Genomic DNA, 23,312 nt, shown 5'->3' with positions numbered 1-23,312 from the left:
TGTTACAATCCAATATATGCCATTAGATGACATGAAAAAGCTCAATAAGATTGAAGACTTAAAAAGCAAGCTTTTTAGCAAGAATTATCAGACTAAAATAGAGCATCGAGATGTGTTTTCCAACTTATATAAAAATGAAGCGTCAGATTCTTGGGAAACAAAAGAAGAAATTGAATCTGAAGACGAAAATAAGTTTTTTATGAAAACATCCAGATTTAAGAAATTTTTTATTTTTTCAATAGTTTTTTTTGTTTTAACCTTGGGTTATGCCGGTTATGTATTTTTTGTTGGGGGGAACACCGTTTCCAACAACAATATAGATATTTCCATTCTAGGAAATAATTTTACAGCCGGGGGTGAAGAACTTTCTCTAGTTGTAGGAATTGTAAACAGAAACACTACTGCACTAGAATTAGCAGATCTTGTTATGGAATATCCCAAAGGAGGAGACATTGATCTGTCTTCTGATGCCGAGCATTTTCGCACTTCGCTCGGAGAGATTCCAGCTGGAGCGGCTCGCAATGAAAATGTAAAATTAGTTCTTTTTGGAGAACAGGGAAGCATTCGCCCGATAAAAATAAGTCTTGAGTATAGAGTAGCGGGCTCCAATGCCATTTTTGTAAAAGAAAAAGATTTCAAAGTGAATATAACTTCCACTCCGATAAATCTGGGAGTAGATGCTCCTCTTTCGATCAGCCCCAATCAAGACATTACACTGAATGTCAAAGCTACGCTAAACGCTACTAAAACAATTTCTAATATACTCGTTAAAGCTGATTATCCTTTCGGATTTGTTTTTGGAAATTCTACGCCCGCACCCTCTTTTGGCAACAATGTTTGGGACTTGGGTGATCTTGCGCCCGGAGCAGAGCACGATATTACTATCACTGGGAAAATGGTCGGCGTTTTCGACGGGGAAGAGAAAACTTTTAATATTTCAAGCGGTTCGCAATCCAGTACAGACAAATCTGTCATTGATGTTGTTTTAAATTCTATAAAGAATATTGTGATGATTAAGAAACCCTTTATTGAAGCGAATATTTTTATTAATGGCGTATCCCAGACAGAATATGCGGTAGATACAAAGACGCCAATCAAGGCAGAAATTCGTTATTTAAATAATTTAGATACAAAAGTGAATGACTTGCAAATAAAAGCAAAGATTTCTGGAAATGCTTTTAATCGCAGCACTGTAAATACGCAGCGAGGTTTTTATGATTCATCTAAAGATACTATTACTTGGGATAAAAATTCTCAAAGTCAATTAAAGGAATTGAACCCGGGAGATTCTGGTTCTGTCTCCTTTTCTATTTCTCCGCTTTCTTTGTTTTCTGCATCTAATGGAATATTAGCAAATCCAACTATTAACATAGATATAAGCATCTCCGGCAATCAAGCCACCGAAGGTTCTGCCGTAAATGAACTTGATAATTCGAGCGGAGCGGTTGTGCACATTATTTCGGATGTAGGTTTTTCCGGAAAAGCGCTTTATTATTCGGGACCTTTTACCAACACTGGTCCGATACCTCCGAAAGCCGAACAGTCTACTACTTACACTGTCGTTTGGACGCTTTCCAATACCGCTAATAGTATTTCAAAAGCGCAGGTAAAAGCCACCCTGCCTTCATGGACGACTTTTGTTGGACCAATTTCTCCAACTGGAGAGGATCTGACATACAATGATTCTACAAGAGAAATTACTTGGAACGTAGATAGAATACCTAAAGGTTCTGGAATTACAGAACCTGCCCGCAGCGTCTCTTTCCAAGTTTCTTTTAAACCCTCGCTTTCTCAAGTCGATACAATTCCACTCATTATAAATGAAGCAGTTTTGACGGGTCATGATGATTTTGCTAATGTAGATATTAAAGTAAGCAAAGCCGGCCTTAACACCCGACTCGATAATGATGTGGCCTTTCCCGCAGGCGGGGGGGTCGTCGTAAAGTAATAAATCGAATATATGAAAGAAGAAAACAAAAAAGACCTGCCTGCCGGCAGGCAGGAAGAAAAGAATAATCTGATGGAAAAAATAGTCTCGCTCTGTAAAAGACGAGGGTTTATTTTTCAGGGTTCAGAAATTTATGGCGGTCTAGGAGGCACTTGGGACTTCGGGCATTTTGGAGTGGCTTTGAAAAATAATATTACCCAAAATTGGTGGAAAAAATTTGTGGATTCTCGCCGTGATATGTACGGCATTGATGCATCCATCTTGATGCGTCAAGAAGTCTGGCAAGCCTCTGGCCACGTGGCGGGTTTTGCGGACCCGATGGTGGAGTGCGAGAAATGCCGAAAAAAATTCCGAGCCGATCAAATTGAAGACAAAATAAAATGTGCCGAATGTAAGGGAAAATTAGGAGAAGAAAAAAAATTCAATATGATGTTTCAGACGAAAGTCGGCGCGGCTGATGATTCTTCCTCAATTTCCTATCTTCGACCGGAGACAGCGCAAGGAATGTTTGTAAATTTCAAAAATACCGTGGATGCTTTCCATCCCAAACTTCCTTTTGGTACGGCGCAAATAGGCAAAGCATTCAGAAATGAAATTAATCCCCGCGATTTTATCTTCCGAGTCCGTGAATTTGAACAAATGGAGATAGAATATTTTATTAGGAGTGAAGATTGGGAAAAATATTTTGAATATTGGAAAGATGAAATGCTTGATTGGATGGAAGAGGTGGGGATCGATATGAACAAAGTCCACGAATTGGAAGTGTCCAAAAAAGACAGAGCGCATTACTCCAGCCGGACGATTGATTTTGAATTTGATTTTCCTTTCGGGAGAAGCGAGCTTTTCGGGCTTGCATATAGGACAGATTTTGATTTAAAAAACCACAAGCTTGATTATTTGGATGAAGAAAAAGGCGCCAAAATTATTCCTCATGTCATAGAGCCGACTTTCGGAGTGGGGCGCGCGCTCTTGGCATTGCTCGTCTCGGCTTACACAGAAGACCCCGAAGGAAAGCAAGAAGCTTCCGACGGGGCAAGTGAGAAAGACGTCAGAGTATTTTTGAAGCTTAAACCAAGTATTGCGCCAGTTATTTGTGCTGTTTCGCCATTATTAAAAAATAAGCCAGAGCTTGTGGAATATGCGAATACAAAAGTTTATGCATTACTTAAAGAAGAATTTGGAAGAGTAGCTTGGGATGACAATGGCAACATCGGGAAGCGATACAGAAGACAAGACGAAATCGGCACGCCATTTTGTATTGTGGTTGATTTTGATACTTTGGAAGACGACACTGTGACTGTCCGCGATCGAGATACAGCAAAACAAGAGAGAATAAAAGTGGTAGATTTAAAAAATTATATTAAAGAGAAAATTAATTAATCTAATAATGCAATTCTCCAAAAAAGTTTTAAAGAATGGTCTGCGGGTTATTACAGTACCAATGAAAGACAACCCGACGGCGACCGTGCTCGTGCTTGTGGAGGCAGGAAGCAAGTATGAGACAAAAAAGGTGAATGGAATTTCACACTTTTTGGAACATATGTGTTTTAAAGGCACAAGCAAAAGACCTAAAGCCATAGACATATCCAAAGAACTCGACAGCCTCGGCAGCCAGTATAATGCTTTTACCGCGCAGGAATACACGGGGTATTATGCAAAATCGGATGCGAAACATTTTAGCCAGATTTTTGATATCGTGTCGGATATATACTTAAATTCCACTTTTCCAGAAGTTGAAATGGAGAGGGAGAAGGGCGTGATCATAGAAGAAATAAATATGTATGAAGATATACCCCAAAAGCATGTGCAAGATCTAGTGATGCAATTGCTTTACGGCGATCAGCCAGCGGGTTGGAATATCGCTGGCGAGAAAAAAAATATTTTGGAAATGAAAAGGGATAATTTTGTAAAATACAAAAAAGAGCATTATCTTCCAGAGGCCACAGTTTTAGTCGTGTCCGGAGCAGTGACAGAGAAGCAGGTAATGGGTGAAGTTAAAAAAGTTTTTGCAGGGATGCCACGAGGCAAGAAAATAAATAAAATAAAAGTAAAAGAAAAACAAGCAAAACCGAAGGTGCTGGTCTCTTTTAAAAAGACGGATCAGACGCATTTTGTTTTAGGGGTGCGGAGCTTAAATTTATTTAACAAGAAAAATCCTGTTATTTCAGTGCTCGGCGGGGTGCTCGGCGGGGGAATGAGCTCCAGACTTTTTCAGAAACTTCGCGAGGAGATGGGCGTGGGTTATTATGTCCGAGCTTTTAACGACTCTTACACGGACCATGGATTTTTCCAAATTTCCGCCGGGGTAGACAATAAAAGAATAGAAGAAGTGATCAAGGCAGTTTTGGATGAATGCAAGAAACTCAAAGAAGAAAAAGTAAGCGAAGAAGAATTAAATAAAGTGAAAGAGTGCCTGATAGGGAATATGAAGCTTTCCCTAGAATCGAGCGATGATATTGCGAATTTTCATGGCGGACAAGAACTTTTAAAACGTGAAATAATTTCAGCAGAAGAACGAGCCAAAGAAATCCGCAAAGTCACTGCCGACCAAATCCAATCCTTAGCCAAGGATATTTTCCAAAACAATAAACTCAACCTAGCGCTCATTGGCCCTTTTAAAGATAAAGCAAAATTTTCTAAAGTGTTGAAATTCTAACTTTTTGGTTTAGCGTTTTCTGTGTTATTATATTTTTATGCAAGAAAAAGGTGATTTTACGCGTATTTCTATATCTACCAGCACTATCGTGAAATTTTTTTTAGTGCCTCTTTTTATATTTTTATTATATATCTTGAGGGATCTGGTTTTGGTGGTTTTGACAGCAATTGTGATTGCTTCTTTTATCGATTCTTCTGTTCCGCATTTGAAAAAAATCGGAATTAAAAACAGAGTTTTCGGGATTGTTATTTTTTACACTATTTCCATTCTAATTTTAGCTGGATTGTTTTACCTTTTTGCTCCGCTTTTGATAACAGAAATTTACAATTTCTCCACTTTTATTTCTACCTATATGCCCAATGTTTCTTTTTTTGATTTCTTCAGGAATGAAGCATTTTCTGGCGCTAAAGACATTGTCGGATCTCTCTCGGGGCATTTTTCGATCACAACGCTTTTGTCTATATCAAAAGCTTTTGTTCTAAATCTCTCCGGAGGGTTTGTTCAAGTTCTTTTCATTGCTTTTGGAGGCCTTTTCAATTTTGTATTGATTGTTCTTCTTTCTTTTTATCTTTCAGTCCAAGAAAAAGGGATAGAAAATTTTCTCTATATTATCGTTCCTGCTAAATACGACAAATATATTGTAGATTTATGGACACGTTCCAGCCGTAAAATAGGTCTTTGGGTCAGAGGACAAATGCTTTTAGGTTTCGTCGTCGGGGTTCTCGTTTATTTGATACTTTCTCTTTTGGGCATAGAATATGCTTTACTTTTGGCTATCATTACTGGAATAATGGAAATGGTTCCTTATGGTATTCTAGTAGCGATGATTCCAGTCTTTGCCTTTTCTTATCTTTCAAACGGCTTAGGCAGTGCCTTTATGGTGGCAGGAGCTTATGTAATTGTGCATGAATTTGATGTGTTTCTCTTTACTCCGCTTATAATAAAAAAGATCGTCGGACTTTCGCCGATCGTTATTATCCTAGCTGTGGTTGTTGGTTTTGAATTAGGAGGAATTTGGGGAGCGATTCTGGCTATTCCACTTGCAGTGATTTTGATGGAATTTTTAAATGACGTTGAAAAAGATAAAATCTTAGCAAAAACAAATAATGAGTCCCGTTAGAAGCCGCGGTCGCAGTTTAAAATAAAAATATAAAATGAAATATAAAAAATTTATTAGCATAATTAAGCATAGCGGTGATGTAGTGACCGCGACCTGCTTCTAACGGGATGAGCAAAAATAGTTTTTACATCACGACGACAATACCTTACGTAAATGCCGATCCGCATATCGGTTTTGCACTTGAGCTCGTGCAGGCGGATGCTCTTGCCCGATATCAACGGCTAGCAGGCAGAGACGTTTTTTTTAGTACTGGCACGGATGAACATGGTCAAAAAATTTTAGAAGCAAGCCAAAAGCAGGGTAAAGATGTACAAGATTACGTTGATTTTTATGCGCAGAAGTTCCTAGATTTAAAGGGCGTGCTAAATCTTTCCTACGATAATTTTATTCGAACCACGAGCGAAAAACACATCAAGGCGGCACAAGAGATGTGGCGTCTTTGTGAAGCAAAGGGCGATATTTATAAAAAGAAATATAAAGGACTTTATTGTGTTGGGTGCGAGAAATTTATTACTGAAAAAGATTTAGTAAATGGCAGGTGTCAACTTCATCCAAACTTGGAACCCGAGATAGTTGAAGAAGAAAATTATTTTTTTAGATTGGGGAATTATAAAAAACAGCTTTTGGAATATTTATCGAATGAAAAATCAATAATTCCAGAGTGGCGGAGGGCTGAAGCTATTGATTTTGTTAAAAATGGCATGGAGGATTTTTCTATTTCTCGCAATAAAGAGCGTTTTTCTTGGGGGATTGAAATACCAGGAGACGATACGCAAGTCATGTATGTGTGGTTTGATGCTTTAGTAAATTATATTTCTACACTAGGATGGCCTAATGATAAAGAAAAATTCGAAAGATTTTGGCGCGATGGCATAAATATTCAAATGGCTGGCAAAGACATGGTAAAATTTCAATCAGTAATGTGGCAAGGGATGCTCATGTCGGCAGGACTGCCTAATACAGATACTATTGTTTATCATGGCTTTATTACCGGCGAAGGCGGAATTAAAATGTCTAAATCTTTAGGCAATGTGATTAATCCGAATGATATTGTAAAAGAATATGGCATTGATGCTTTGCGTTATTTTCTTTTACGCGAGATTTCTTCTTTTGAAGATAGTCCTTTTACAATAGAAAGATTCAAAGAAGCTTATAATGCAGGGCTGGCGAATGGATTGGGGAATTTAGTGAGTAGAATAATGAAAATGGCTGAAACAAATTTTGAAAGTTCTCCTGTTTTTTTAAATAATATTAAAATTGAGGATGATACTATCTATCCAAGTATTATTACTGCCCTAGAAGTTTTCAATATTAAAGAAGCAATGGATTTAATCTGGGAGAAAATCTCAGGTCTTGATAAATATATACAAAAAGAACAACCATTCAAATTAGTTAAATCAAATCCAGAAGAAGGGAAAAATATGATTCGTGAAAATTTAATAAAGGAATTATACAGAATTTCTCTTTTACTTGAACCTTTTATACCTGAGACATCTAAGAAAATACAAAAATGTATTATAGAAAATAAAATGCCAGAAGAACCATTATTCCTACGCAGGGATTAAGAACCTCACCCCAGCCCTCTCCTTATTAAGGAGAGGGGGATACAAATACCACAATATATTTTATGACGGTTTTCTATAATAAATCAAAGAATTTAACTAAGCGCATCTTATTAAGACGTTCCCAAACTCCCCAAGAAGTGATTCTTTGGAATAAAGTAAGAAATAATCAACTAGGTTTTAAAGTAAAAAGACAATATTCTGTTGGCCCATATGTTTTGGATTTTTATTGTCCTTTTAAAAAATTGGCGATTGAGATAGATGGATCACAACATATTGAAAATAAAGAATATGATGCAGAGAGGTCAGATTATTTGTCTGTGTTTGGTATAAAAGTAATTCGTTTTTGGAATAATGAAATAAATGTTAACATTGATGGAGTAATTTTAAAAATTATTACTGAACTTGATTCTAAACCCTCTCCTTAATAAGGAGAGGGCAGGGTGAGGTTCTTGAATTTATCAATTATATTTTATGACCCCTAAATACATCGACATTCATTCACATATAAATTTTAAGGCTTTTGAGTCTGATAAGGACGAGGTTATAAAACGTGCTTTAGAAAATGACACATGGGTGATAAATGTGGGAAGCCAATTTAGCACTTCAAAAAGGGCTGTTGAAATTGCTAATGAATATCAAGAAGGAGTTTTTGCAATAGTTGGTTTGCATCCTATTCACCTTGAAGAATCCTATCACGATGATGAAGAGGTTGGCGGTCTCGGCTTCAAAACCAAAGTCGAAAAATTTGATAGAGATGCTTACAAAGAATTTTTAAAAGATCCAAAGGTGGTAGCGATAGGAGAATGTGGTTTAGATTATTTTCATTGCAGTTTGGAGATAATAGAAAAACAGAAAAAAACTTTTAGAGAACATGTTTCCTTATCGCAAGAATCTCGGAAGCCACTTATGTTACACATTAGGAATAATCCAAAAGATCCTAGTGTAAATGCGTACCAAGATGTTTTAGAGATTTTGAAAGAATTTCCTGGAGTAAAAGGCAATGTGCACTTTTTTGCTGGAACTCTAAAAGAGGCCAATGCATTTCTGGATTTTGGTTTTACTCTGTCTTTTACTGGAGTTATTACTTTTACTCATGATTATGATGAAGTTATTAGAAACATACCACTTGATATGATTATGTCGGAGACTGATTCTCCTTATGTAGCGCCGGTACCGCACAGAGGTAAACGCAATGAGCCTGTCTATGTGAAAGAAATCGTGAAAAAAATTGCTGAAATAAAAAATCTACCAGAACCGGAAGTGGCGAAGGCTATTGTCGCAAATGCCAAGCGAGTCTTTGGGATTTAAGAGTCTTCACCCCCACACTTATATATAAGTGTGGGGGTTTACTTTTTAAAGAGTTTTTGATAGTATGAAACCTATGCAATCCCGTTAGAAGTCACCTTTCGGGATTATATTATAAATTAACTTAAAGTTTTCTAATTATATTTAAGGTTTAATAAAATTGGTATGACTTCTAACGGGATGCAAGAAGTGGAAAATGATATATCAACAGAAGCAAATTCTAGAGTTTATGAACTTGGCTATCTTTTAGTGCCTACACTTTCTGAAGAAGAAATTCCAGCTACTTTTGGTAACCTGAAGGAACTTGTTTTGTCGTTTGGCGGTGTTTCCATTTCTGATGAAATGCCAAAAATGATGACGCTTGCTTATCCGATGACTAAAGTCATAGCCAACGTGCGTAATAAATTCAAAACAGGATATTTTGGTTGGATTAAGTTTACGATGGATTCGGGTGAAGTTCTAAAATTGAAAAAGAAGCTCGACCTCGATCCAAATCTCGTCCGATTTTTAATAATAAAAACGGTTAAAGAAAATACCTTCAACACGAAAAGATTTACCCGCGGAGAATTTATAAACCGAAGAGCCAAGATAGACAAGAGTAAAAGTGACGAAGTGGTTGTTCCTATAAACAAAGAAGAAATAGATAAAGAAATAGATGCACTGGTTGCAGCTTAATTAAAAAAATATGTATCCCGAACGAAATCGCGGACGCAGAAAGTAAAAAATATTATGAAAAAGATAAAAATTATTACTAATAACAAAAAGGATCTACGTAGTGTAAGCGTACGCGTCCTATTTCGTACGGGATGTATTTAAATAAAGCAATATTAATAGGAAATCTTACACGCGATCCAGAACTTCGTTCATTGCCTTCCGGCATAAAAGTTTGTACATTTTCTATTGCCACTAACCGTGTTTGGAAAGATAAAAATGGCACACGCCAAGAGTCAGCTGATTATCACAACATTGTGGTTTTTGGCCGCCAAGCAGAGACGGTCTCTCAATATATGAAAAAAGGAAGCTCGATATTGATCGAGGGAAGAATGCAGACAAGGAGTTGGGAAGATAAAACAACCGGAGAGAAAAAATATCGTACGGAAGTAGTCGCTGATCGCACTCAGTTCGGACCCAAAGGAGGAAATGGGGGCGGAAGTATGAGTACCACAAGCACAGGCTCAAAAGCTCCAGCGAGCGAAGGAGGAGGAGAAGTTGATTCTATAGAATACCCAGAAGAAGACATTAACCCAGAAGACATACCGTTTTAAAAATGAAATCCCGTTAGAAGTCGCGGTCGTAGTAAATAACGGGAAATAAAATAAATTATTATCAAACATAAAAATAGTAGGTAAGAGTTTTACAAAAATTAAGACCACGACCTACTTCTAACGGGATGAAACAAGATTATTTTTCAACTAACAATATAAAATACATAGATTACAAGGATATTGAAATTCTAAAGAAATTTTTGAATCCCAATGGTAAAATCATGAGCCATAAACGCACTGGAGTTACCGCTAAAAATCAACGAGAACTTTCAACAGCCATCAAGCGCGCTAGATTTATGGGCTTGCTTCCGTTTGTGGTAAAATAAAAAAACAAAATTTTTGTCGGTACGGAATTTTTGAAGCTTAAAAATTCCTGAAATTTGCTCGCCGTCGCTCGCAAAACCCCTTAAAAACTTTGTTTTTTATTTTACCTAGACTCTTTCTACATATTCTCCTGTTTCGGTATTTATTCTGACAGTGTCTCCTTCGTTGATAAACATTGGAGCGTTTAGAGTCGTGCCGTTTTCGAGAGTGATGACTTTATTGCCTCCTTTTGAGGTGTCACCCCTGACGGCAGGCGGAGCTTCTTTAACCTTGAATTCCATCTTGATAGGTAAAGTTATTTTTATGATTATTTCTTCTTCGTCATTGTCCCAGACAAGCGCAGTGACGTTTCCGTTTTGTTTGAAGAATTTAGCAGCAGTTCCGATAAGGTTTTCATCCAGTTTGAATCTTTTACTTTTATCATTTAGCTCACAGAACCAATACTCTCCTTTGTTATGATAAAGAAAAGTAATGTCTCTTTTGATGATGTCCGCCTCATCGGCAGTTTCGGCTGCATGAAAAGTAGCAGGGAAGACCTTGCCGGATATCAAGCTTCTCAATTTGACCTGATTTTGCGGTTTGCGTTGTTGGGTGCGGGCGACGTGGGATTCTATCACTTCACAAGGCTCATCATCGTGTATAATTATTTTCTTCTCGCGAATGTCGCTATATTCTAATTTAGCCATAGGTAATATACTATCAGATTAATTGATAAAATCAAATTACAGGCGTAAAGATATCTTTTTCCGGTACGGATTTTTTGAAGCATAAAAAATCCTGAAGTTCTCGCGCCGTCGCGCTCGAAACCCCTTCAAAAGATATCTTTACGCCTCTTCAGTAAACTTCTTCTTAATTTCTTTTAAAATTTGTTCGGAAATTTTCTTTTCCTCTTTTAAGAATTTTCGAGTGGAATCATAACCCACGCCAAGCTTTATTTTCTCATGACTCCCTCTCCCTTCGGGAGAGGGTTGGGGTGAGGGTAAATAGAAATATGAATTTCCACTTTTTTCTATAATTTTAAATTTCTCTCCGAGCGCCATTATTTCACCTTCTTTAGAAATTCCTTCATTGTAAATGATGTCAAATTCAGTTTGTTTGAAAGGAGCGGCCACTTTATTTTTAACCACTTTGACTCGAGTACGGGAACCTACGACTTCTTCTCCTTTTTTTATTTGGGCGATTTTTCGAATATCAAGCCGGATGGAAGTATAAAATTTCAATGCTTTTCCTCCGGGAGTAGTTTCTGGGTTGCCGAACATCACTCCGATTTGCATGCGGATTTGATTTATAAAGATGACAACGGTCTTGGACCTAGAAACAATAGCGGTCAATTTACGAAGCGCTTGCGACATCAGGCGCGCTTGCTTGCCTACATGATATGCCCCCATATCTCCTTCGATTTCATCTTTGGGAGTAAGTGCGGCGACAGAGTCTACCACGATGACATCGATCTTTCCTGTGCGTACCAAGCTCTCTACTATTTCGAGCGCTTGTTCACCATTGTCTGGTTGGGAAATCAATAAGTCATTTATGTTTACCCCGAGCTTCTTGGTGTAATCAGGATCCATAGCGTGTTCGGCATCTATGTAGGCGCAAACCCCGCCTTTCTTTTGAGCTTCGGCGACGATGTGAAGGGAAAGGGTGGTCTTACCTGAAGATTCTGGACCAAAAATTTCTATAATTCGTCCGCGCGGTATTCCGCCAACCCCGAGCGCCATATCGAGGCCAATGGAGCCGGTCGGGATGACATTGATGTCCACCTTTGGGGAATTGCCAAATTTCATTATCGAACCTTCTCCGAATTTTGTTTGGATAGCTTTTAAAGTGTCCTCCAATACTGCTTCTCCTACAGTCTTGTCTTCTTTTTTTTCTTTTTTCTTTTGCATCCCGTTAGAAGCAGGTCGCGGTCTTATATATTTTTATAAAACCCTTCCTACTAAATTAAATTTAATAATATTTTTTTTGTTTCCCGTACTTACCGTGACCGCGGCTTCTAACGGGATTGCATAATCTTTACTTCATAAGATACATTAATTTATAATTTTTTTCATCAATATAATTAAATTTATCTTCTGCTTTGATATTGATTATATTATATCCTGAAAGAAGCGCAATTGTTTCATTAAAGTTTCCTTGTTCATCTATTGAAATCTTTCGTCCATTTAGAGTTAAATCTATTGCATTTTTTGCATTACCAGTGATTTTCACTATATTGTCTGCAATTGTAGCACTAGATTGAGCAGGCAGGCCATTTAGATTCACATTTTTAATCTTTACACCAAATATTAAATCTTTAGATCCCCAAATTGCATAAATAATAATTAAAATAAAAAAAACAGAAAATCCTCCTATTCTCACTATTTTTTTTGTATTATGATCCATTAAATTACGTTATTTCCATCGGTATCATGAGTAATCTTCTCCAACACTTCTCTTGGTTTGGCGCCATCTCCGGGACCGATAACTCCGCGTTCTTCCAATTTATCCATGAGCCGTGCCGCTCGCGCATAGCCTAGTTTTAATTTTCTTTGAAGATAAGAAGTCGAAGCTTTGCCGGCTTCCATTACACAAATACGAGCCTCCTCATACATTTCATCATCATCGCCCTCATCTTCAAGAGAGCTTTCAAAAATGCTTTTGTCAGCTGAAACAGATGCGGCGGTTAGGGTTATTTCTTCGGGGATTTCATCTTTATACGCATCAGCCAGGTATTTTACCACTTTTTTGACTTCACTTTCGGAAATAAAGGCGCTTTGCAATCTCTCTGGTTGAGCTTCACCCGAGGAATACAGCATATCTCCTGCGCCCAAGAGTTTTTCCGCTCCACCAGCATCGAGGATTGTACGTGAATCTATTTGAGAAGAGACTTTCAAGGCTACGCGGGCAGGGATGTTTGCCTTGATTAATCCAGTGATAACATTTACCTCAGGACGCTGAGTAGAGAGTATCAGGTGGATTCCTACCGCTCTGGACATTTGCGCTAAACGCACGATAGCAGCTTCGAGCTCTCTAGGGTAAGTACTCATTATGTCTGCTAACTCGTCTATTATAATGACAATATAAGGCAAGCGATCGCCACTCTCTGTTCCTTTTGGTTTCTTCTCCCAAACATTCTTATGATAAGATCCTATGTCTCGCACAGACTCTGTTTCTAGAATGTCGTAACGACGATCCATTTCTTTGGCAGCCCATTTCAAAGCTAGGATTGTTTTCTTGGCTTCAGTGATTACTGGTGTTAGTAAGTGTGGAATATTATTATAAAGAGTGAGCTCTACGCGTTTGGGGTCTATCAAGATGAGTTTCAAATCATCTGGCCCGTTTCTATATAAGAGGGAAGTGATCATGGAGTGAATCGTGACAGATTTTCCAGAGCCTGTTGTTCCAGCTACGAGGAGGTGTGGCATTTTTGCCAAATTACCGAAGACTGCTTTGCCGGAAATATTACGGCCGAGAGCGGTGGTCAATGGCTTAGGAGAATTTTGGAATTTTTCATCAGAGAGGAGAGTCGCCAGCCCGACGATTGATTTTGATTTATTTGGAATTTCAATACCAACCAGAGATTTGCCTGGGATCGGCGCTTCGATGCGGATCGGGTGCGCAGCGAGCGAAAGAGCGAGATCATTTTGGAGGCCCACGATGCGGGAAAGTTTTACGCCTTCGGCTGGCTTCAAGGCATAACGCGTTACTGTCGGTCCGATGGTTATTTCATCCATCTCAACTTCAATGCCGAAGTTTGCGAGGGTGCGTTTGATAATGTTCGCGTTTGCTTTTATGTCGCCGGTGTTTGGTTTTCCTTTATCCTCTTCGAGGAGAGAGAGTGGGGGAGGGACGTAAGATCCCAATCCGCTTTTTATTTTTTTAATAGGCATTTCTTCCTCATTATCTTCTCCTCCTTTTGAAGGAGGAGTGCCCTTTTGGGCGAGGTGGTTCTTTTTTGAATTACCACCCCCAGCCCCCTCTTCATCAAGGAGGGGAGTAGAAACTTTTTCCACTTCTTTTATTTCATTTTCATTTAGCGCATCTTCGGTATTTTCGAGAGATTTTTTCTTTGAAAAGAAAGACCAAATTTTTGCAAACAATGGAGCAAGATTTGGTTTTACATCAAGCATCATCAGAATTGAAATTATTAAAATTGCTCCGAGCAAAACAAGACTCGCATATATGTCAAAAAGAGAGATGAATGGCGTCGATAATATTTCTCCGAATAATCCGCCTGCGTTATTGTTAACACCTCCAGCTATATTTATTATTCCGAGACCTGAAAGTAGAAACAAAATTCCGCTCACTGTGCGGGTCCATCCTATGTCCGGCACTTCTGATTTTATGAATGAGTATCCGAGCAGGACAAATAAAATCGGCAAAAGAAAATAACCGATAGTGCCGAGAAGCATTTTAAAAATATCAAAAACAAAAACGCCGGCCTTGCCCGCAATATTGGCATAAGCCATTAAAAAAAATAATGCCAGAACAAAAAAAATAATTGCTATGATTCCGTGCTTGGTGTGAGTTTGTAGTCCTGTTGTTGAAGAAACTTTTTTAATACCATTTCCATTTTTACCATTCTTTTTTCCGTTTCCATTTTTCGCCATTTAAGTATTTTAACACAAAAAAATTTAATATTATAAATTTTTTTTCTCCCCCCTCTCCTTACTAAGGAGAGGGTTGGGGTGAGGTGAATTAATTAAGAACCTCCCCTCATTCCCCTCCTTGTTAAGGAGGGGAGGAATAAAATCCACCTTGCATTTTTTGATGTCTTATACCCCCACACCTATTGACATAAAGGACTTGCAAATAGGTGTGGGGGTATATATAATGGACAAATGTTAAGAGAGGAAAAAAATCTCAAGGACCCCGAACGAAAGCTTCCAGCTTCGTACGGGGCAGGCTCCTCAAATATGTCCGTTACTGTGATGTCCTATACAAAAACGAATAAACTTGTTACTGCGCTCTATATGGTAACGGACATCATAGATGCGGATGAACCACTAAGAAATAAATTAAGGACATTAGGTACAGAAATAATATCGGACATAAATTCTGCACCTTCAAATATCATCGGAAAAATATCTGAAATAATGTCCTTTTTGGATATCGCCTCTGCTGTAAATATTATCTCTCCTATGAATTGTAATATTTTAAAAAAGGAATTTTTAGAACTAGATCAATCAATCAAAGAATCTGTCGGTGAAGTTAAAAATTTAAATAAGCAAATAGATTTGTCGGAGTTCTTTCAGGATTCCTCCTCCCCTTTCAGGGGAGGATTTGAGGAGAGGTTTCTAAAAAATTCACCTCACCCCAACCCTCTCCTTGTAAAGGAGAGGGGGAATTTAATTCCTAAAGGACACACCAGTATCGGTGTTCAGAGAGGTGGCACTTTATTAAAAGCCATAAAGGACATGTCTAATAAGATGCCTGCCCCGTACGAAGCCGAAGGCTTTCGTTCGGGGTCCGATAAAACTCGATTCATGTCCAATAACGATTTTGATAAATTAAAAAATCAAAGACGTGATGATATATTAAATATTATAAAAACTATCGGCGGAAATGCGACTATAAAGGACATCAAGGACACAGCCAAAAATTCTCCCAACAAATCAAACTCACTTCTTTCTTGCGGAGAAAAGACACTCCAAAGAGAACTCGTTTCTATGGTAAAAGACGGTGTCCTTAACAAGACAGGAGAGAAAAGGTGGAGCAGGTATTTTTTAGTTGCCCCCTCTCCTTAATAAGGAGAGGGTCGGGGTGAGGTGAATTAATTAAGAACCTCCCCTCATTCCCCTCCTTGTTAAGGAGGGGAGGAATTCCCTATAACCCATTTCACACTTCTTGCTTTTTCTCCAAAAATATTATAAGATGAACGCATGGATATTGGCTCAAAAAACCAAGTTATCCACATAGTATATTGCTATATTTTTTAGAGATATATTATAATGTTGTTATGTTTATGTGAGTACGCATTTGCGTATTTATATATTCATAAAATTTTTGTATTTGTTTTCACTTCTTGTTTGCGATTTCGTCGAAAAAATCTCAAATAAAATAGAGTGAAAATAAATGGAAAGGTCATTGAAAATAAAATAAGTTGTTTTGTTTTCAATGTTAAAGTTTCTCTGTTCATTATTTATTTAGTCGCCCCATTATTAGCAATTATTAATTTATTGGCGGGTAAAAAATAATGATAAGAAAAATACGCTTTTAGTTTTGTCGAAACTAATTAATGGCGTAAAATCCTGTAGTGAATTTTTTTTAAATTCTACTACGGGATAAAAAATTAGAAAAAATTTATGAGTAAATTATTTAAATCAAAATTTCTTCTTGGAGTTATGATTGTTGCAGTTATAGCTGTAGTAGGTGTTGTTTCTAACGGAACACAAGCTGCTGCATCAGATTGTTCAACAGGCACGACTACATTAAGAGTAGGTTCAAGAGGTGCTGCAGTTACTTGTCTTCAATCATCTTTGGATGCAGGTATTGCTGCTGACGGAGTATTCGGTCCTTTAACAAAAGCTAGAGTTATGTCTTGGCAGGCAGACAATGGTTTAGTTGCTGACGGAGTATTCGGTCCTAAATCAAGAGCTGTATTTGAAGCTGGTACTGTTGTTCATCCTGGTCTTCCAGCAGGCTGTACTTCAACTTCAGGATATAGTGCAACAACAGGTATGCCATGTTCAGGGGGAACTACTTTCCCAGCAGGTTGTACTTCAGCTACAGGATTTAGCACTACAACTGGTCTTCCATGTTCAACAGGAACAACTCTTCCAGCAGGTTGTACTTCAACCGCAGGATATAGTCCTACAACTGGAGTTTCTTGTGCAACTGGTGCTGTCGTAGGTGCAACAGGTCAGGGTTCAGCAACTCTTGACTATGAGCCTATCCCAGCAGCTGGTGTATCTATTTACACCGGAGCATCTAAAACAGCAGGTGTTACTTTCAAAGTTAGAGCTACAGGTTCTGCTATGACTGTTAGTAGTTTAGCTTTGGATGTTAATGATCGTATTTGGTTGGAAGCAAGCAACGCTTACTTGATGCAAGGATCAACAGTTCTAGCAACTGTTCCTCTTTCTGCTTCTACAGTAACCGAAGTCACAGCAGGTTCTCTTTGGAGAGTTATGTTCAGTGGCTTTAGTGTTGTAGCTCCAGCCGGAGTAGACACAGATTTGACAGTCGCATTTGATCGTCCAACTGTTACTCAAAACAACAATACTGTAACTATTCAGACTTCAACTTACATAAGAGCAACTGATGGTACTGGCTTTACAACAAATGTAAGCCCTACCACAACCCGCACTATGAGCTTCTCAGCGGCTGCAGCATCAGCTGGAACGTTGACAACTTCATTAAGTGCAACTTCACCATTAGCTCAGTCAGTTTCTGGTCTTAGTACTACAGCAAGTGTTTTGACCCCAGTTAAATTGATGGATTTTGATCTTAAAGGAAAAAATTCAGCAATTACTGTGACAACACTTTACGGTACAGCTACTGCATCAACAGGTACTATTGCAAACGAAGTTGCTTCATTCGAACTACGTGATGGATCAACAGTTCTTTCTTCAGTAACTGGTGGCGCTACAGCAACATTCTCTAGCTTGAATGTTCAAGTTCCAAAAGACGGAACAAAAACATTGTCAGTCTGGGCACAAATGAACCCTATTGGTACTCCAGGTGCTGGATACACCTCTAGTGGTGCTGGAATCACATTTACTGTAGTTCCTCTTGCTCACTCTCTTGCTTATGATGCTAACTTCAATACAGTTACAGACACAACAGCAAGTGTTGCAGGAAACACACAGTACATGTTCCAATACGCTCCTTCGATTACAATGGGAACAACTGCAGCAACCACTACAACAAATGGTGCTTCAATTGCTGCTGACTTCACATTACCATTCACAGTTACAGCTCCTTCCGGACAAGCTATTTATGTCAACAAGACAGTTTCAGCTACCGAAGGAGATGCTAATGTGGTTGTAGAAAAGACAGTTACAGGAAATGGAGGAACAGTTGCTAGTTCCATGGTTGCATCTTCAACTAGTGGAACAGACGCTACTTCTTACTACATAGTTCCTGCTGGCCAATCTAGAACCTTTACTGTGTACTCACACGTACCAGTAGGTGGAAGTGCTGGATACACTGGAACAAAACTTTACAAGGTTTACTGGGATACAGATGGCGACACAGCTGCCGCTCCTGTTGCTCAGACTTGGGGTCTCCAGAATTTCAACACCGCCTCAGTATACGTAACAGCTTCATAATTTGAAGTTCAACTCTCTGGTTTAATACGCCTTAAAAAGTATTCAAAAACCACCCTTTATTGGGTGGTTTTTTGTTTATGGTAGTTATCCACAGTTTTACTTTTTCTTTTTTAAGAATCTTTTTTTATCTGCTATAATATAAACGTTAATTCTAGTCGGATTTTTGTTTTTGTTTTTTATTATTAACGTCGAATTTTATTATTTCAGCCATAGGCTGATCCGCCTCAGGCGGAAATTATTATTAAGTGAGTAAAATTTATTATGAAATTAAATTTAAAAAATGTTTTGTTTTCAGTCGGAATTTTTGTTTTTGCTTTTGTAATGTTTACAGGAAAAGCAGATGCCGCAGCCATAACTGCTGCTCAAACAGGTGCTTGGGCTGATACTGCTACCTGGACAGGAGGCGTTGTTCCAGTTGCAGGGGATACTGTTACTATCCCAACTGGTATGACTGTTACTGTGGGTGCTACAGCCGCTGCAGCTTCTGTAGATGTTACGGGAACTTTAGCTGTAGGAGCATTTACCTTGACGACTACTACTGGAGTAACTGTTCAAAGTGGAGGTGTGTTAACGATAGCTACTGGTGGTGGTACGCTTATTTCTCCGACAACTTCTATCATAGGAACAGCTACAAATAACGGAACCTTGACTGTTTCTACTGCACTTTCTGGAGCTGGTTCTCTTACAAACAGTGCTACTGGTACATTAAATATTGGTTTTGCAACAGCGCCAACTATCACAACTTTGACTGCGACAGCAACAGGAAACGTTGTAAATTACACAGCAGCTGCGCCAAATTGTAAGGTTACAACTTATGATACTTTAGGTTTTACTGGCAGTGGAGCTGTGACTTGTGCTGTAACTACAGTAACAGATGAAATTATTTTAAGTGGAACTGTTACTTGGACAACTACTTCTAGTATTACAACTGCTATCTTAACCATTGGTTCAGGAACTTCTATGACCAATGCCGCTGCTTATACTTTAACTCCTGCATCCTTAGCGGTAACAAGTACAGGTGCATTAACAAATGCTGGAACTGTGGCTATCGCTAGTATAGCAACAAGTACTGGTTCAATTGTAAACTCTGGTACGATGACTATCACTACCTTTGGTGGTACATTAACAGCGCTTACAAACACCGGAACATTAAATCTTGCTGGAACAGGAGCTGCCGCTGCTAACATTACAACATTGACAGCAGGCTCTGCTGGTACAATTAATTACAGCACAGGTGCTCAGACTATTCATGCAGGACCTTATTACAACCTTGCGGTAGCTGGCACTGGTATAAAAACATTTCCAGCCAGTCTTGTTATTAATAACAATTTGACTATTAATGGTGGTGGTACAGCTACGGTTACATTAGTTGACAACCTCGCTACTGCCTACAATCTATACTTTGGAACAACTCTTCAAGGTGCCGGTAAGTGGGGAGCAGTTGGAACCACAGGAGCAAATTATGTATCTGATACCTATTTTACTTCTGGAGTAAATCATTACATAACCGTAACAGATAGTTCTTCTTCTACAGGTCCTACTATTACGACAACTGGAGGATCAACCACTTCAACCGTTGCGCAGAGTCCTGTACCTGTAGCAATTCAAATTACTCCAGAAATTACTGAAACTACGATGTCTCCAGGTTGCTCTGGTGGAAATAAATACAACACATCTACAGGTGAACTTTGCCAGAATACTGTTGTTGCTGAAGCAAAAGTTACTTACAACTTCGGAAATAAAACCTTGAAGAATGGAAGTAGAGGGGAAGCTGTTATGGAACTTCAGAGATTCTTGAATGCTACATTGAATCTTGGCTTAGTAGTAGATGGCAAATTAGGTCCAAAGACTATTAAAGTGATCAAGCAATGGCAAAAAGAGCATGATCTAGTAGCAGATGGTCTCATCGGAGCAAAAACAAAAGCAAAGATGAACGCTGAGGCTAACTAATTTAACTTAATTTAAAAAGTTTATTAACAAAAAACCCGCTAAAAGCGGGTTTTTTGTGTGTTGCGTAAAAAATACTGTTTGATATAATCTAAATATGTTAAATGATCAAGATATAAACAAGCTCACTTCTGTCCTTGCATCAAAAAAAGATGTTGAGGAAATTAGAAGTGATTTAGGAGATTTAAAAGAACTTGTTCAGGGTATTATTATTTCTAATGATTCTATTGCAAAATCAATAGGAGATTTAACATTAGAGTATGCTGCTATAAAACATCAAATAAATAGGCACGAAGAATGGATAAAACAAATTGCTGAAAAAGTTGGACTTAAATTAGCTTCTGATTAAAGGTTTCTTAAAATTTTAGTATGTTTGAACTTCTTTTTAAAATTTGGTGGATGATAGCTATTTTACCAGTTCTGATCTTTTTTGAAATCAATAAGAAGTTTTCTAGTTTTTTAAAAAAAAGAGATATATATCATCACTGGGATTCTTGGCATGGTGGTGTCATCGTCCTAATCATTTTAATTATTTTCCTCCTCATAAACGGGTATCATTAAAAAAATATGTCTGATGAAATAGTACAAACAAAAGATTTACCAAAAGACGAAAAAAAGCAGACCACTACAATAAATTTGGAACAAACAAATAATCCTCCCGAAATTCTTAACCCTGTTTCTATCCCGAACCCTGTTTCTATTCCGACAGAAGAAACAAAATCATCAGAAGTTATAGAAGCCAAACCACAAGAGGCTGCCCCTTCTGTTGCTGAAGTAAATTCGATAGAAAATAAAACGGAGCCTATTGATGAAAATATTACTGTTTCGGATTCTAAACAAACAGATATTCCTTCTGAAATTATTGATCCCATTTCTATTCCAGTAGAAGAAATTAAAACAACAGAATCTCCAGAAACTAAACCACAAGAGATCACTTCTCTTTCTGTAGAAGTAGAACCCACAGAGAATAAAACTGAACCTATCTCAAACGTTGTCGTTCCAGCTCCTGTAGAAATAAAAAATGAGCCAATTATACAAGTAGAAACTCCTATCAATACAAAAAATGAAATAAAAATACAACCTGAAAAACCTACTCAAATAGAAAATAATTCCACAATACAGGCAGAAATTCCAAAGGCAGATAATATTCCTACTCCTAAAGATATTTTATTGATTGAATCTTTTAAAGCCAACATGTTAAAAGCAAAAGAACTTCTTATCAAGGCACGATTTGCGATACAAACAAAAAAGAAAAAGAAAATGGAGAAAATTATGACACTTTTTATAAAAAATAAAAAAATAACAAATGATGATGTTAGAGAGATTTTAAGTGTTTCACGATCTGTAGCACTTGATTATTTAAATGCATTAAAAAAAGAAAATAAAATAAAACAAAATGGAAAAGGAAGAGGAATTTTCTATACCAAATTGTAATAATATCCCCTTATGGGGGATTGTAAAATTAATTATTTTGTGGTAAAATAGTAAGACAAATGGAACAAAATAATTCCAACCAAAAATCTTGGTATAAGAAAAAAAGATATTTAATACCGCTTGCTATTTTTGGGTTAATTCTAGTTATAGGATCAAATAATAATTTTAATAGTCAGACAAAATCCGAATCAACAACTATCCCTTCCTATGGGTTTGATGCCCCTGCATATCAATCAACAAATTCGTTAAATAATTTAAGTGTTCCTCAATTAAAAACTCAAACCACAACCAGTACTGACTCCAACCCACTTTCAAATAATAACTACTATACAAATGTAAATGGAAATACTGTTCACTCGCCAGCATATCCAACAAATTCCAATTCTGTTCCAGTGGGGGCTTCTGCTCAATGTCGTGACGGCACATATAGTTTTAGCCAAAATCGTAGAGGAACTTGTTCACACCATGGGGGTGTTGCTCAGTGGTTGTAATAAAATATACCAATACAAAAAACCTACTAAACACCATGATAATTTGAGTTAATATAAATCATTTTATGATTAAGGAGAAAATCATTGAGTATGCAAAGAGATCAAAAAAAGAGAATAAATTTCTAGACTTTAAATCTGGGTTGGATGTTACTTCTACACGAGATTGGTGCGAACTCACCAAAGACGTTATTGCAATGGCAAACACTGGCGGAGGAATAATTGTATTTGGTGTAGATGATGGAGGATCTTCAAATGGTTTTAATAAAGATATAATTCTCAAACTAGACCCAGCCTTTATTAGTGAGAAAATTTCTAAGTATGTCGATGTTGATTTTACAGAGTTTGAAGTAATCGAACTCAAAAGATGGAATAAAATAGTTGCAGGAATATATATTTACGGTACCTCAATTCCTTATGTTTTTTCTAAAAATGGTGTTCAGATAAATGATGGTAAAAAATTTAAATCTGTTTTTGCTGAAGGAACTGTATATTTTAGGAGAGGCGCAAAAAGTAGACCTGGTAATACTTTAAATATTAAGAATTCATTTGATAATGCTCTTACAGAAGTACGCAAAGAATGGTTTAAAGGGATGCGACAAATTTCTGAATTGGGTATTAACCAAGAAGTAAATGTGGAAGTAAAAAATCAAAGTCAATCCTCGGCAAATTTAATTGGTCTTATTAAACTTTCCGAAAAAGGTAAACTTGTTAAATTTACCAATAGCGATGTTAACGAATTAAAGAAACAGTATCCTTTTACTTATTGGGAAATTGTTTCTAAATGTAAAGAAAAGAAAAAAACAAAACAAGAGTATCTAAATACTTATATTAAAAAATGTAAACTAGATAATTCTTTATCTTTTAATTGGAGGTCTGTAGCTAAAAATTTAGAGATTCCGACAACTATACCAGAAAAATTTACCTACAGCCCTCTTGTGGTTAAGAATTTTAAATAATACTCCTCTAATTAGTCAGTGATAGGGGAAACTGCCTGGAGTTGACTTT

The 23,312-nt window shown here is 37.5% G+C and carries 22 protein-coding genes and 1 pseudogene; 19 read left to right on the top strand and 4 right to left on the bottom strand.

The window, feature by feature from the left end:
* Positions 1-16 precede the first annotated feature (16 nt).
* The 10 genes from PHT16_00195 (at position 17) to rpsR (ending at position 10,185) form a co-directional block, all read left to right on the top strand.
* Positions 17-1,948: a hypothetical protein gene (locus PHT16_00195; protein ID MDD5720858.1), complete on the top strand. Its 1,932-nt coding sequence runs from the start codon at positions 17-19 to the stop codon at positions 1,946-1,948.
* Between the two features lie 12 nt (positions 1,949-1,960).
* Positions 1,961-3,328 carry a glycine--tRNA ligase gene (locus PHT16_00190; GenBank protein ID MDD5720857.1) on the top strand — a complete coding sequence of 456 codons (1,368 nt, stop codon included), beginning with the start codon at positions 1,961-1,963 and terminating at the stop codon, positions 3,326-3,328.
* A gap of 7 nt (positions 3,329-3,335) precedes the next feature.
* Complete coding sequence (locus PHT16_00185) at positions 3,336-4,604, top strand: pitrilysin family protein (GenBank protein MDD5720856.1); 1,269 nt, start codon at positions 3,336-3,338, stop codon at positions 4,602-4,604.
* A gap of 37 nt (positions 4,605-4,641) precedes the next feature.
* Entirely contained in the window at positions 4,642-5,724 is a 1,083-nt protein-coding gene (locus PHT16_00180) for an AI-2E family transporter (GenBank protein MDD5720855.1), read from the top strand.
* A gap of 107 nt (positions 5,725-5,831) precedes the next feature.
* The gene (locus PHT16_00175; GenBank protein ID MDD5720854.1) at positions 5,832-7,289 is read left to right on the top strand and encodes a methionine--tRNA ligase; all 1,458 of its coding nucleotides are present in this window, start codon (positions 5,832-5,834) and stop codon (positions 7,287-7,289) included.
* Between the two features lie 62 nt (positions 7,290-7,351).
* Positions 7,352-7,714 carry a DUF559 domain-containing protein gene (locus PHT16_00170; GenBank protein ID MDD5720853.1) on the top strand — a complete coding sequence of 121 codons (363 nt, stop codon included), beginning with the start codon at positions 7,352-7,354 and terminating at the stop codon, positions 7,712-7,714.
* Between the two features lie 46 nt (positions 7,715-7,760).
* Positions 7,761-8,597 (top strand): TatD family hydrolase, encoded by an 837-nt coding sequence (locus tag PHT16_00165; GenBank protein ID MDD5720852.1) that lies wholly within the window; start codon positions 7,761-7,763, stop codon positions 8,595-8,597.
* A gap of 177 nt (positions 8,598-8,774) precedes the next feature.
* Positions 8,775-9,269, top strand: coding sequence for a 30S ribosomal protein S6 (locus PHT16_00160; GenBank protein MDD5720851.1), 495 nt, complete (start codon positions 8,775-8,777; stop codon positions 9,267-9,269).
* Between the two features lie 131 nt (positions 9,270-9,400).
* A complete protein-coding gene (gene ssb, locus PHT16_00155) occupies positions 9,401-9,859 on the top strand; it encodes a single-stranded DNA-binding protein (protein MDD5720850.1) in 459 nt (152 codons plus the stop codon).
* Between the two features lie 125 nt (positions 9,860-9,984).
* On the top strand, positions 9,985-10,185 hold the full coding sequence (gene rpsR / locus PHT16_00150) for a 30S ribosomal protein S18 (protein MDD5720849.1): 201 nt from the start codon (positions 9,985-9,987) through the stop codon (positions 10,183-10,185).
* Positions 10,186-10,290: 105 nt separating this feature from the next.
* Here rpsR and PHT16_00145 read toward each other — a convergent pair whose 3' ends face one another.
* From PHT16_00145 to PHT16_00130, 4 genes are all read right to left on the bottom strand, one after another.
* Complete coding sequence (locus PHT16_00145) at positions 10,291-10,869, bottom strand: hypothetical protein (GenBank protein MDD5720848.1); 579 nt, start codon at positions 10,867-10,869, stop codon at positions 10,291-10,293.
* Between the two features lie 138 nt (positions 10,870-11,007).
* Positions 11,008-12,069: a recombinase RecA gene (recA, locus tag PHT16_00140; protein MDD5720847.1), complete on the bottom strand. Its 1,062-nt coding sequence runs from the start codon at positions 12,067-12,069 to the stop codon at positions 11,008-11,010.
* A 127-nt stretch (positions 12,070-12,196) separates the two neighbouring features.
* Positions 12,197-12,565 carry a hypothetical protein gene (locus PHT16_00135; GenBank protein MDD5720846.1) on the bottom strand — a complete coding sequence of 123 codons (369 nt, stop codon included), beginning with the start codon at positions 12,563-12,565 and terminating at the stop codon, positions 12,197-12,199.
* Entirely contained in the window at positions 12,565-14,772 is a 2,208-nt protein-coding gene (locus tag PHT16_00130; protein ID MDD5720845.1) for a DNA translocase FtsK 4TM domain-containing protein, read from the bottom strand. Before PHT16_00130 ends, PHT16_00135 begins: the two co-directional genes overlap by 1 nt.
* A 231-nt stretch (positions 14,773-15,003) precedes the next feature.
* Between PHT16_00130 and PHT16_00125 the strand changes: the two genes are divergently transcribed.
* From PHT16_00125 to PHT16_00085, 9 genes and pseudogenes are all read left to right on the top strand, one after another.
* Positions 15,004-15,909 (top strand): hypothetical protein, encoded by a 906-nt coding sequence (locus tag PHT16_00125; protein MDD5720844.1) that lies wholly within the window; start codon positions 15,004-15,006, stop codon positions 15,907-15,909.
* 597 nt (positions 15,910-16,506) lie between these two features.
* A pseudogene (locus PHT16_00120) lies at positions 16,507-16,740 on the top strand (peptidoglycan-binding domain-containing protein).
* A 102-nt stretch (positions 16,741-16,842) separates the two neighbouring features.
* Complete coding sequence (locus PHT16_00115; protein ID MDD5720843.1) at positions 16,843-18,435, top strand: hypothetical protein; 1,593 nt, start codon at positions 16,843-16,845, stop codon at positions 18,433-18,435.
* Between the two features lie 261 nt (positions 18,436-18,696).
* The gene (locus tag PHT16_00110) at positions 18,697-20,385 is read left to right on the top strand and encodes a peptidoglycan-binding domain-containing protein (protein ID MDD5720842.1); all 1,689 of its coding nucleotides are present in this window, start codon (positions 18,697-18,699) and stop codon (positions 20,383-20,385) included.
* A 94-nt stretch (positions 20,386-20,479) separates the two neighbouring features.
* Positions 20,480-20,731 carry a hypothetical protein gene (locus PHT16_00105; GenBank protein ID MDD5720841.1) on the top strand — a complete coding sequence of 84 codons (252 nt, stop codon included), beginning with the start codon at positions 20,480-20,482 and terminating at the stop codon, positions 20,729-20,731.
* A 20-nt stretch (positions 20,732-20,751) separates the two neighbouring features.
* Complete coding sequence (locus PHT16_00100) at positions 20,752-20,943, top strand: hypothetical protein (GenBank protein MDD5720840.1); 192 nt, start codon at positions 20,752-20,754, stop codon at positions 20,941-20,943.
* 6 nt (positions 20,944-20,949) lie between these two features.
* The gene (locus PHT16_00095; protein ID MDD5720839.1) at positions 20,950-21,816 is read left to right on the top strand and encodes a hypothetical protein; all 867 of its coding nucleotides are present in this window, start codon (positions 20,950-20,952) and stop codon (positions 21,814-21,816) included.
* Positions 21,817-21,875: 59 nt separating this feature from the next.
* Positions 21,876-22,307, top strand: coding sequence for a DUF3761 domain-containing protein (locus PHT16_00090; GenBank protein MDD5720838.1), 432 nt, complete (start codon positions 21,876-21,878; stop codon positions 22,305-22,307).
* A gap of 65 nt (positions 22,308-22,372) precedes the next feature.
* Positions 22,373-23,263, top strand: coding sequence for an ATP-binding protein (locus tag PHT16_00085; protein ID MDD5720837.1), 891 nt, complete (start codon positions 22,373-22,375; stop codon positions 23,261-23,263).
* Positions 23,264-23,312 lie beyond the last annotated feature (49 nt).

The organism is Candidatus Paceibacterota bacterium (assembly GCA_028718635.1).
In the GTDB taxonomy this organism is placed as follows: domain Bacteria; phylum Patescibacteriota; class Minisyncoccia; order Phycocordibacterales; family UBA9973; genus UBA9973.
Note: the sequence above shows the minus strand (reverse complement) of the source record. Positions and strands in the feature narration are given on the sequence as shown.

Excerpts from the sequence above, each read along its gene's own strand:
- PHT16_00100 (MDD5720840.1), top strand. The coding sequence starts at position 20,752 with ATGTTTGAACTTCTTTTTAAAATTTGGTGGATGATAGCTATTTTACCA.
- PHT16_00195 (MDD5720858.1), top strand. The coding sequence starts at position 17 with ATGCCATTAGATGACATGAAAAAGCTCAATAAGATTGAAGACTTAAAA.
- recA (MDD5720847.1), bottom strand. The coding sequence starts at position 12,069 with ATGCAAAAGAAAAAAGAAAAAAAAGAAGACAAGACTGTAGGAGAAGCA.
- rpsR (MDD5720849.1), top strand. The coding sequence starts at position 9,985 with ATGAAACAAGATTATTTTTCAACTAACAATATAAAATACATAGATTAC.
- PHT16_00190 (MDD5720857.1), top strand. The coding sequence starts at position 1,961 with ATGAAAGAAGAAAACAAAAAAGACCTGCCTGCCGGCAGGCAGGAAGAA.
- PHT16_00175 (MDD5720854.1), top strand. The coding sequence starts at position 5,832 with ATGAGCAAAAATAGTTTTTACATCACGACGACAATACCTTACGTAAAT.
- PHT16_00105 (MDD5720841.1), top strand. The coding sequence starts at position 20,480 with ATGTTAAATGATCAAGATATAAACAAGCTCACTTCTGTCCTTGCATCA.
- PHT16_00130 (MDD5720845.1), bottom strand. The coding sequence starts at position 14,772 with ATGGCGAAAAATGGAAACGGAAAAAAGAATGGTAAAAATGGAAATGGT.
- PHT16_00145 (MDD5720848.1), bottom strand. The coding sequence starts at position 10,869 with ATGGCTAAATTAGAATATAGCGACATTCGCGAGAAGAAAATAATTATA.
- ssb (MDD5720850.1), top strand. The coding sequence starts at position 9,401 with ATGTATTTAAATAAAGCAATATTAATAGGAAATCTTACACGCGATCCA.
- PHT16_00085 (MDD5720837.1), top strand. The coding sequence starts at position 22,373 with ATGATTAAGGAGAAAATCATTGAGTATGCAAAGAGATCAAAAAAAGAG.
- PHT16_00160 (MDD5720851.1), top strand. The coding sequence starts at position 8,775 with ATGCAAGAAGTGGAAAATGATATATCAACAGAAGCAAATTCTAGAGTT.
- PHT16_00170 (MDD5720853.1), top strand. The coding sequence starts at position 7,352 with ATGACGGTTTTCTATAATAAATCAAAGAATTTAACTAAGCGCATCTTA.
- PHT16_00180 (MDD5720855.1), top strand. The coding sequence starts at position 4,642 with ATGCAAGAAAAAGGTGATTTTACGCGTATTTCTATATCTACCAGCACT.
- PHT16_00185 (MDD5720856.1), top strand. The coding sequence starts at position 3,336 with ATGCAATTCTCCAAAAAAGTTTTAAAGAATGGTCTGCGGGTTATTACA.
- PHT16_00090 (MDD5720838.1), top strand. The coding sequence starts at position 21,876 with ATGGAACAAAATAATTCCAACCAAAAATCTTGGTATAAGAAAAAAAGA.
- PHT16_00115 (MDD5720843.1), top strand. The coding sequence starts at position 16,843 with ATGCCATGTTCAGGGGGAACTACTTTCCCAGCAGGTTGTACTTCAGCT.
- PHT16_00125 (MDD5720844.1), top strand. The coding sequence starts at position 15,004 with ATGTTAAGAGAGGAAAAAAATCTCAAGGACCCCGAACGAAAGCTTCCA.
- PHT16_00135 (MDD5720846.1), bottom strand. The coding sequence starts at position 12,565 with ATGGATCATAATACAAAAAAAATAGTGAGAATAGGAGGATTTTCTGTT.
- PHT16_00165 (MDD5720852.1), top strand. The coding sequence starts at position 7,761 with ATGACCCCTAAATACATCGACATTCATTCACATATAAATTTTAAGGCT.
- PHT16_00095 (MDD5720839.1), top strand. The coding sequence starts at position 20,950 with ATGTCTGATGAAATAGTACAAACAAAAGATTTACCAAAAGACGAAAAA.
- PHT16_00110 (MDD5720842.1), top strand. The coding sequence starts at position 18,697 with ATGAAATTAAATTTAAAAAATGTTTTGTTTTCAGTCGGAATTTTTGTT.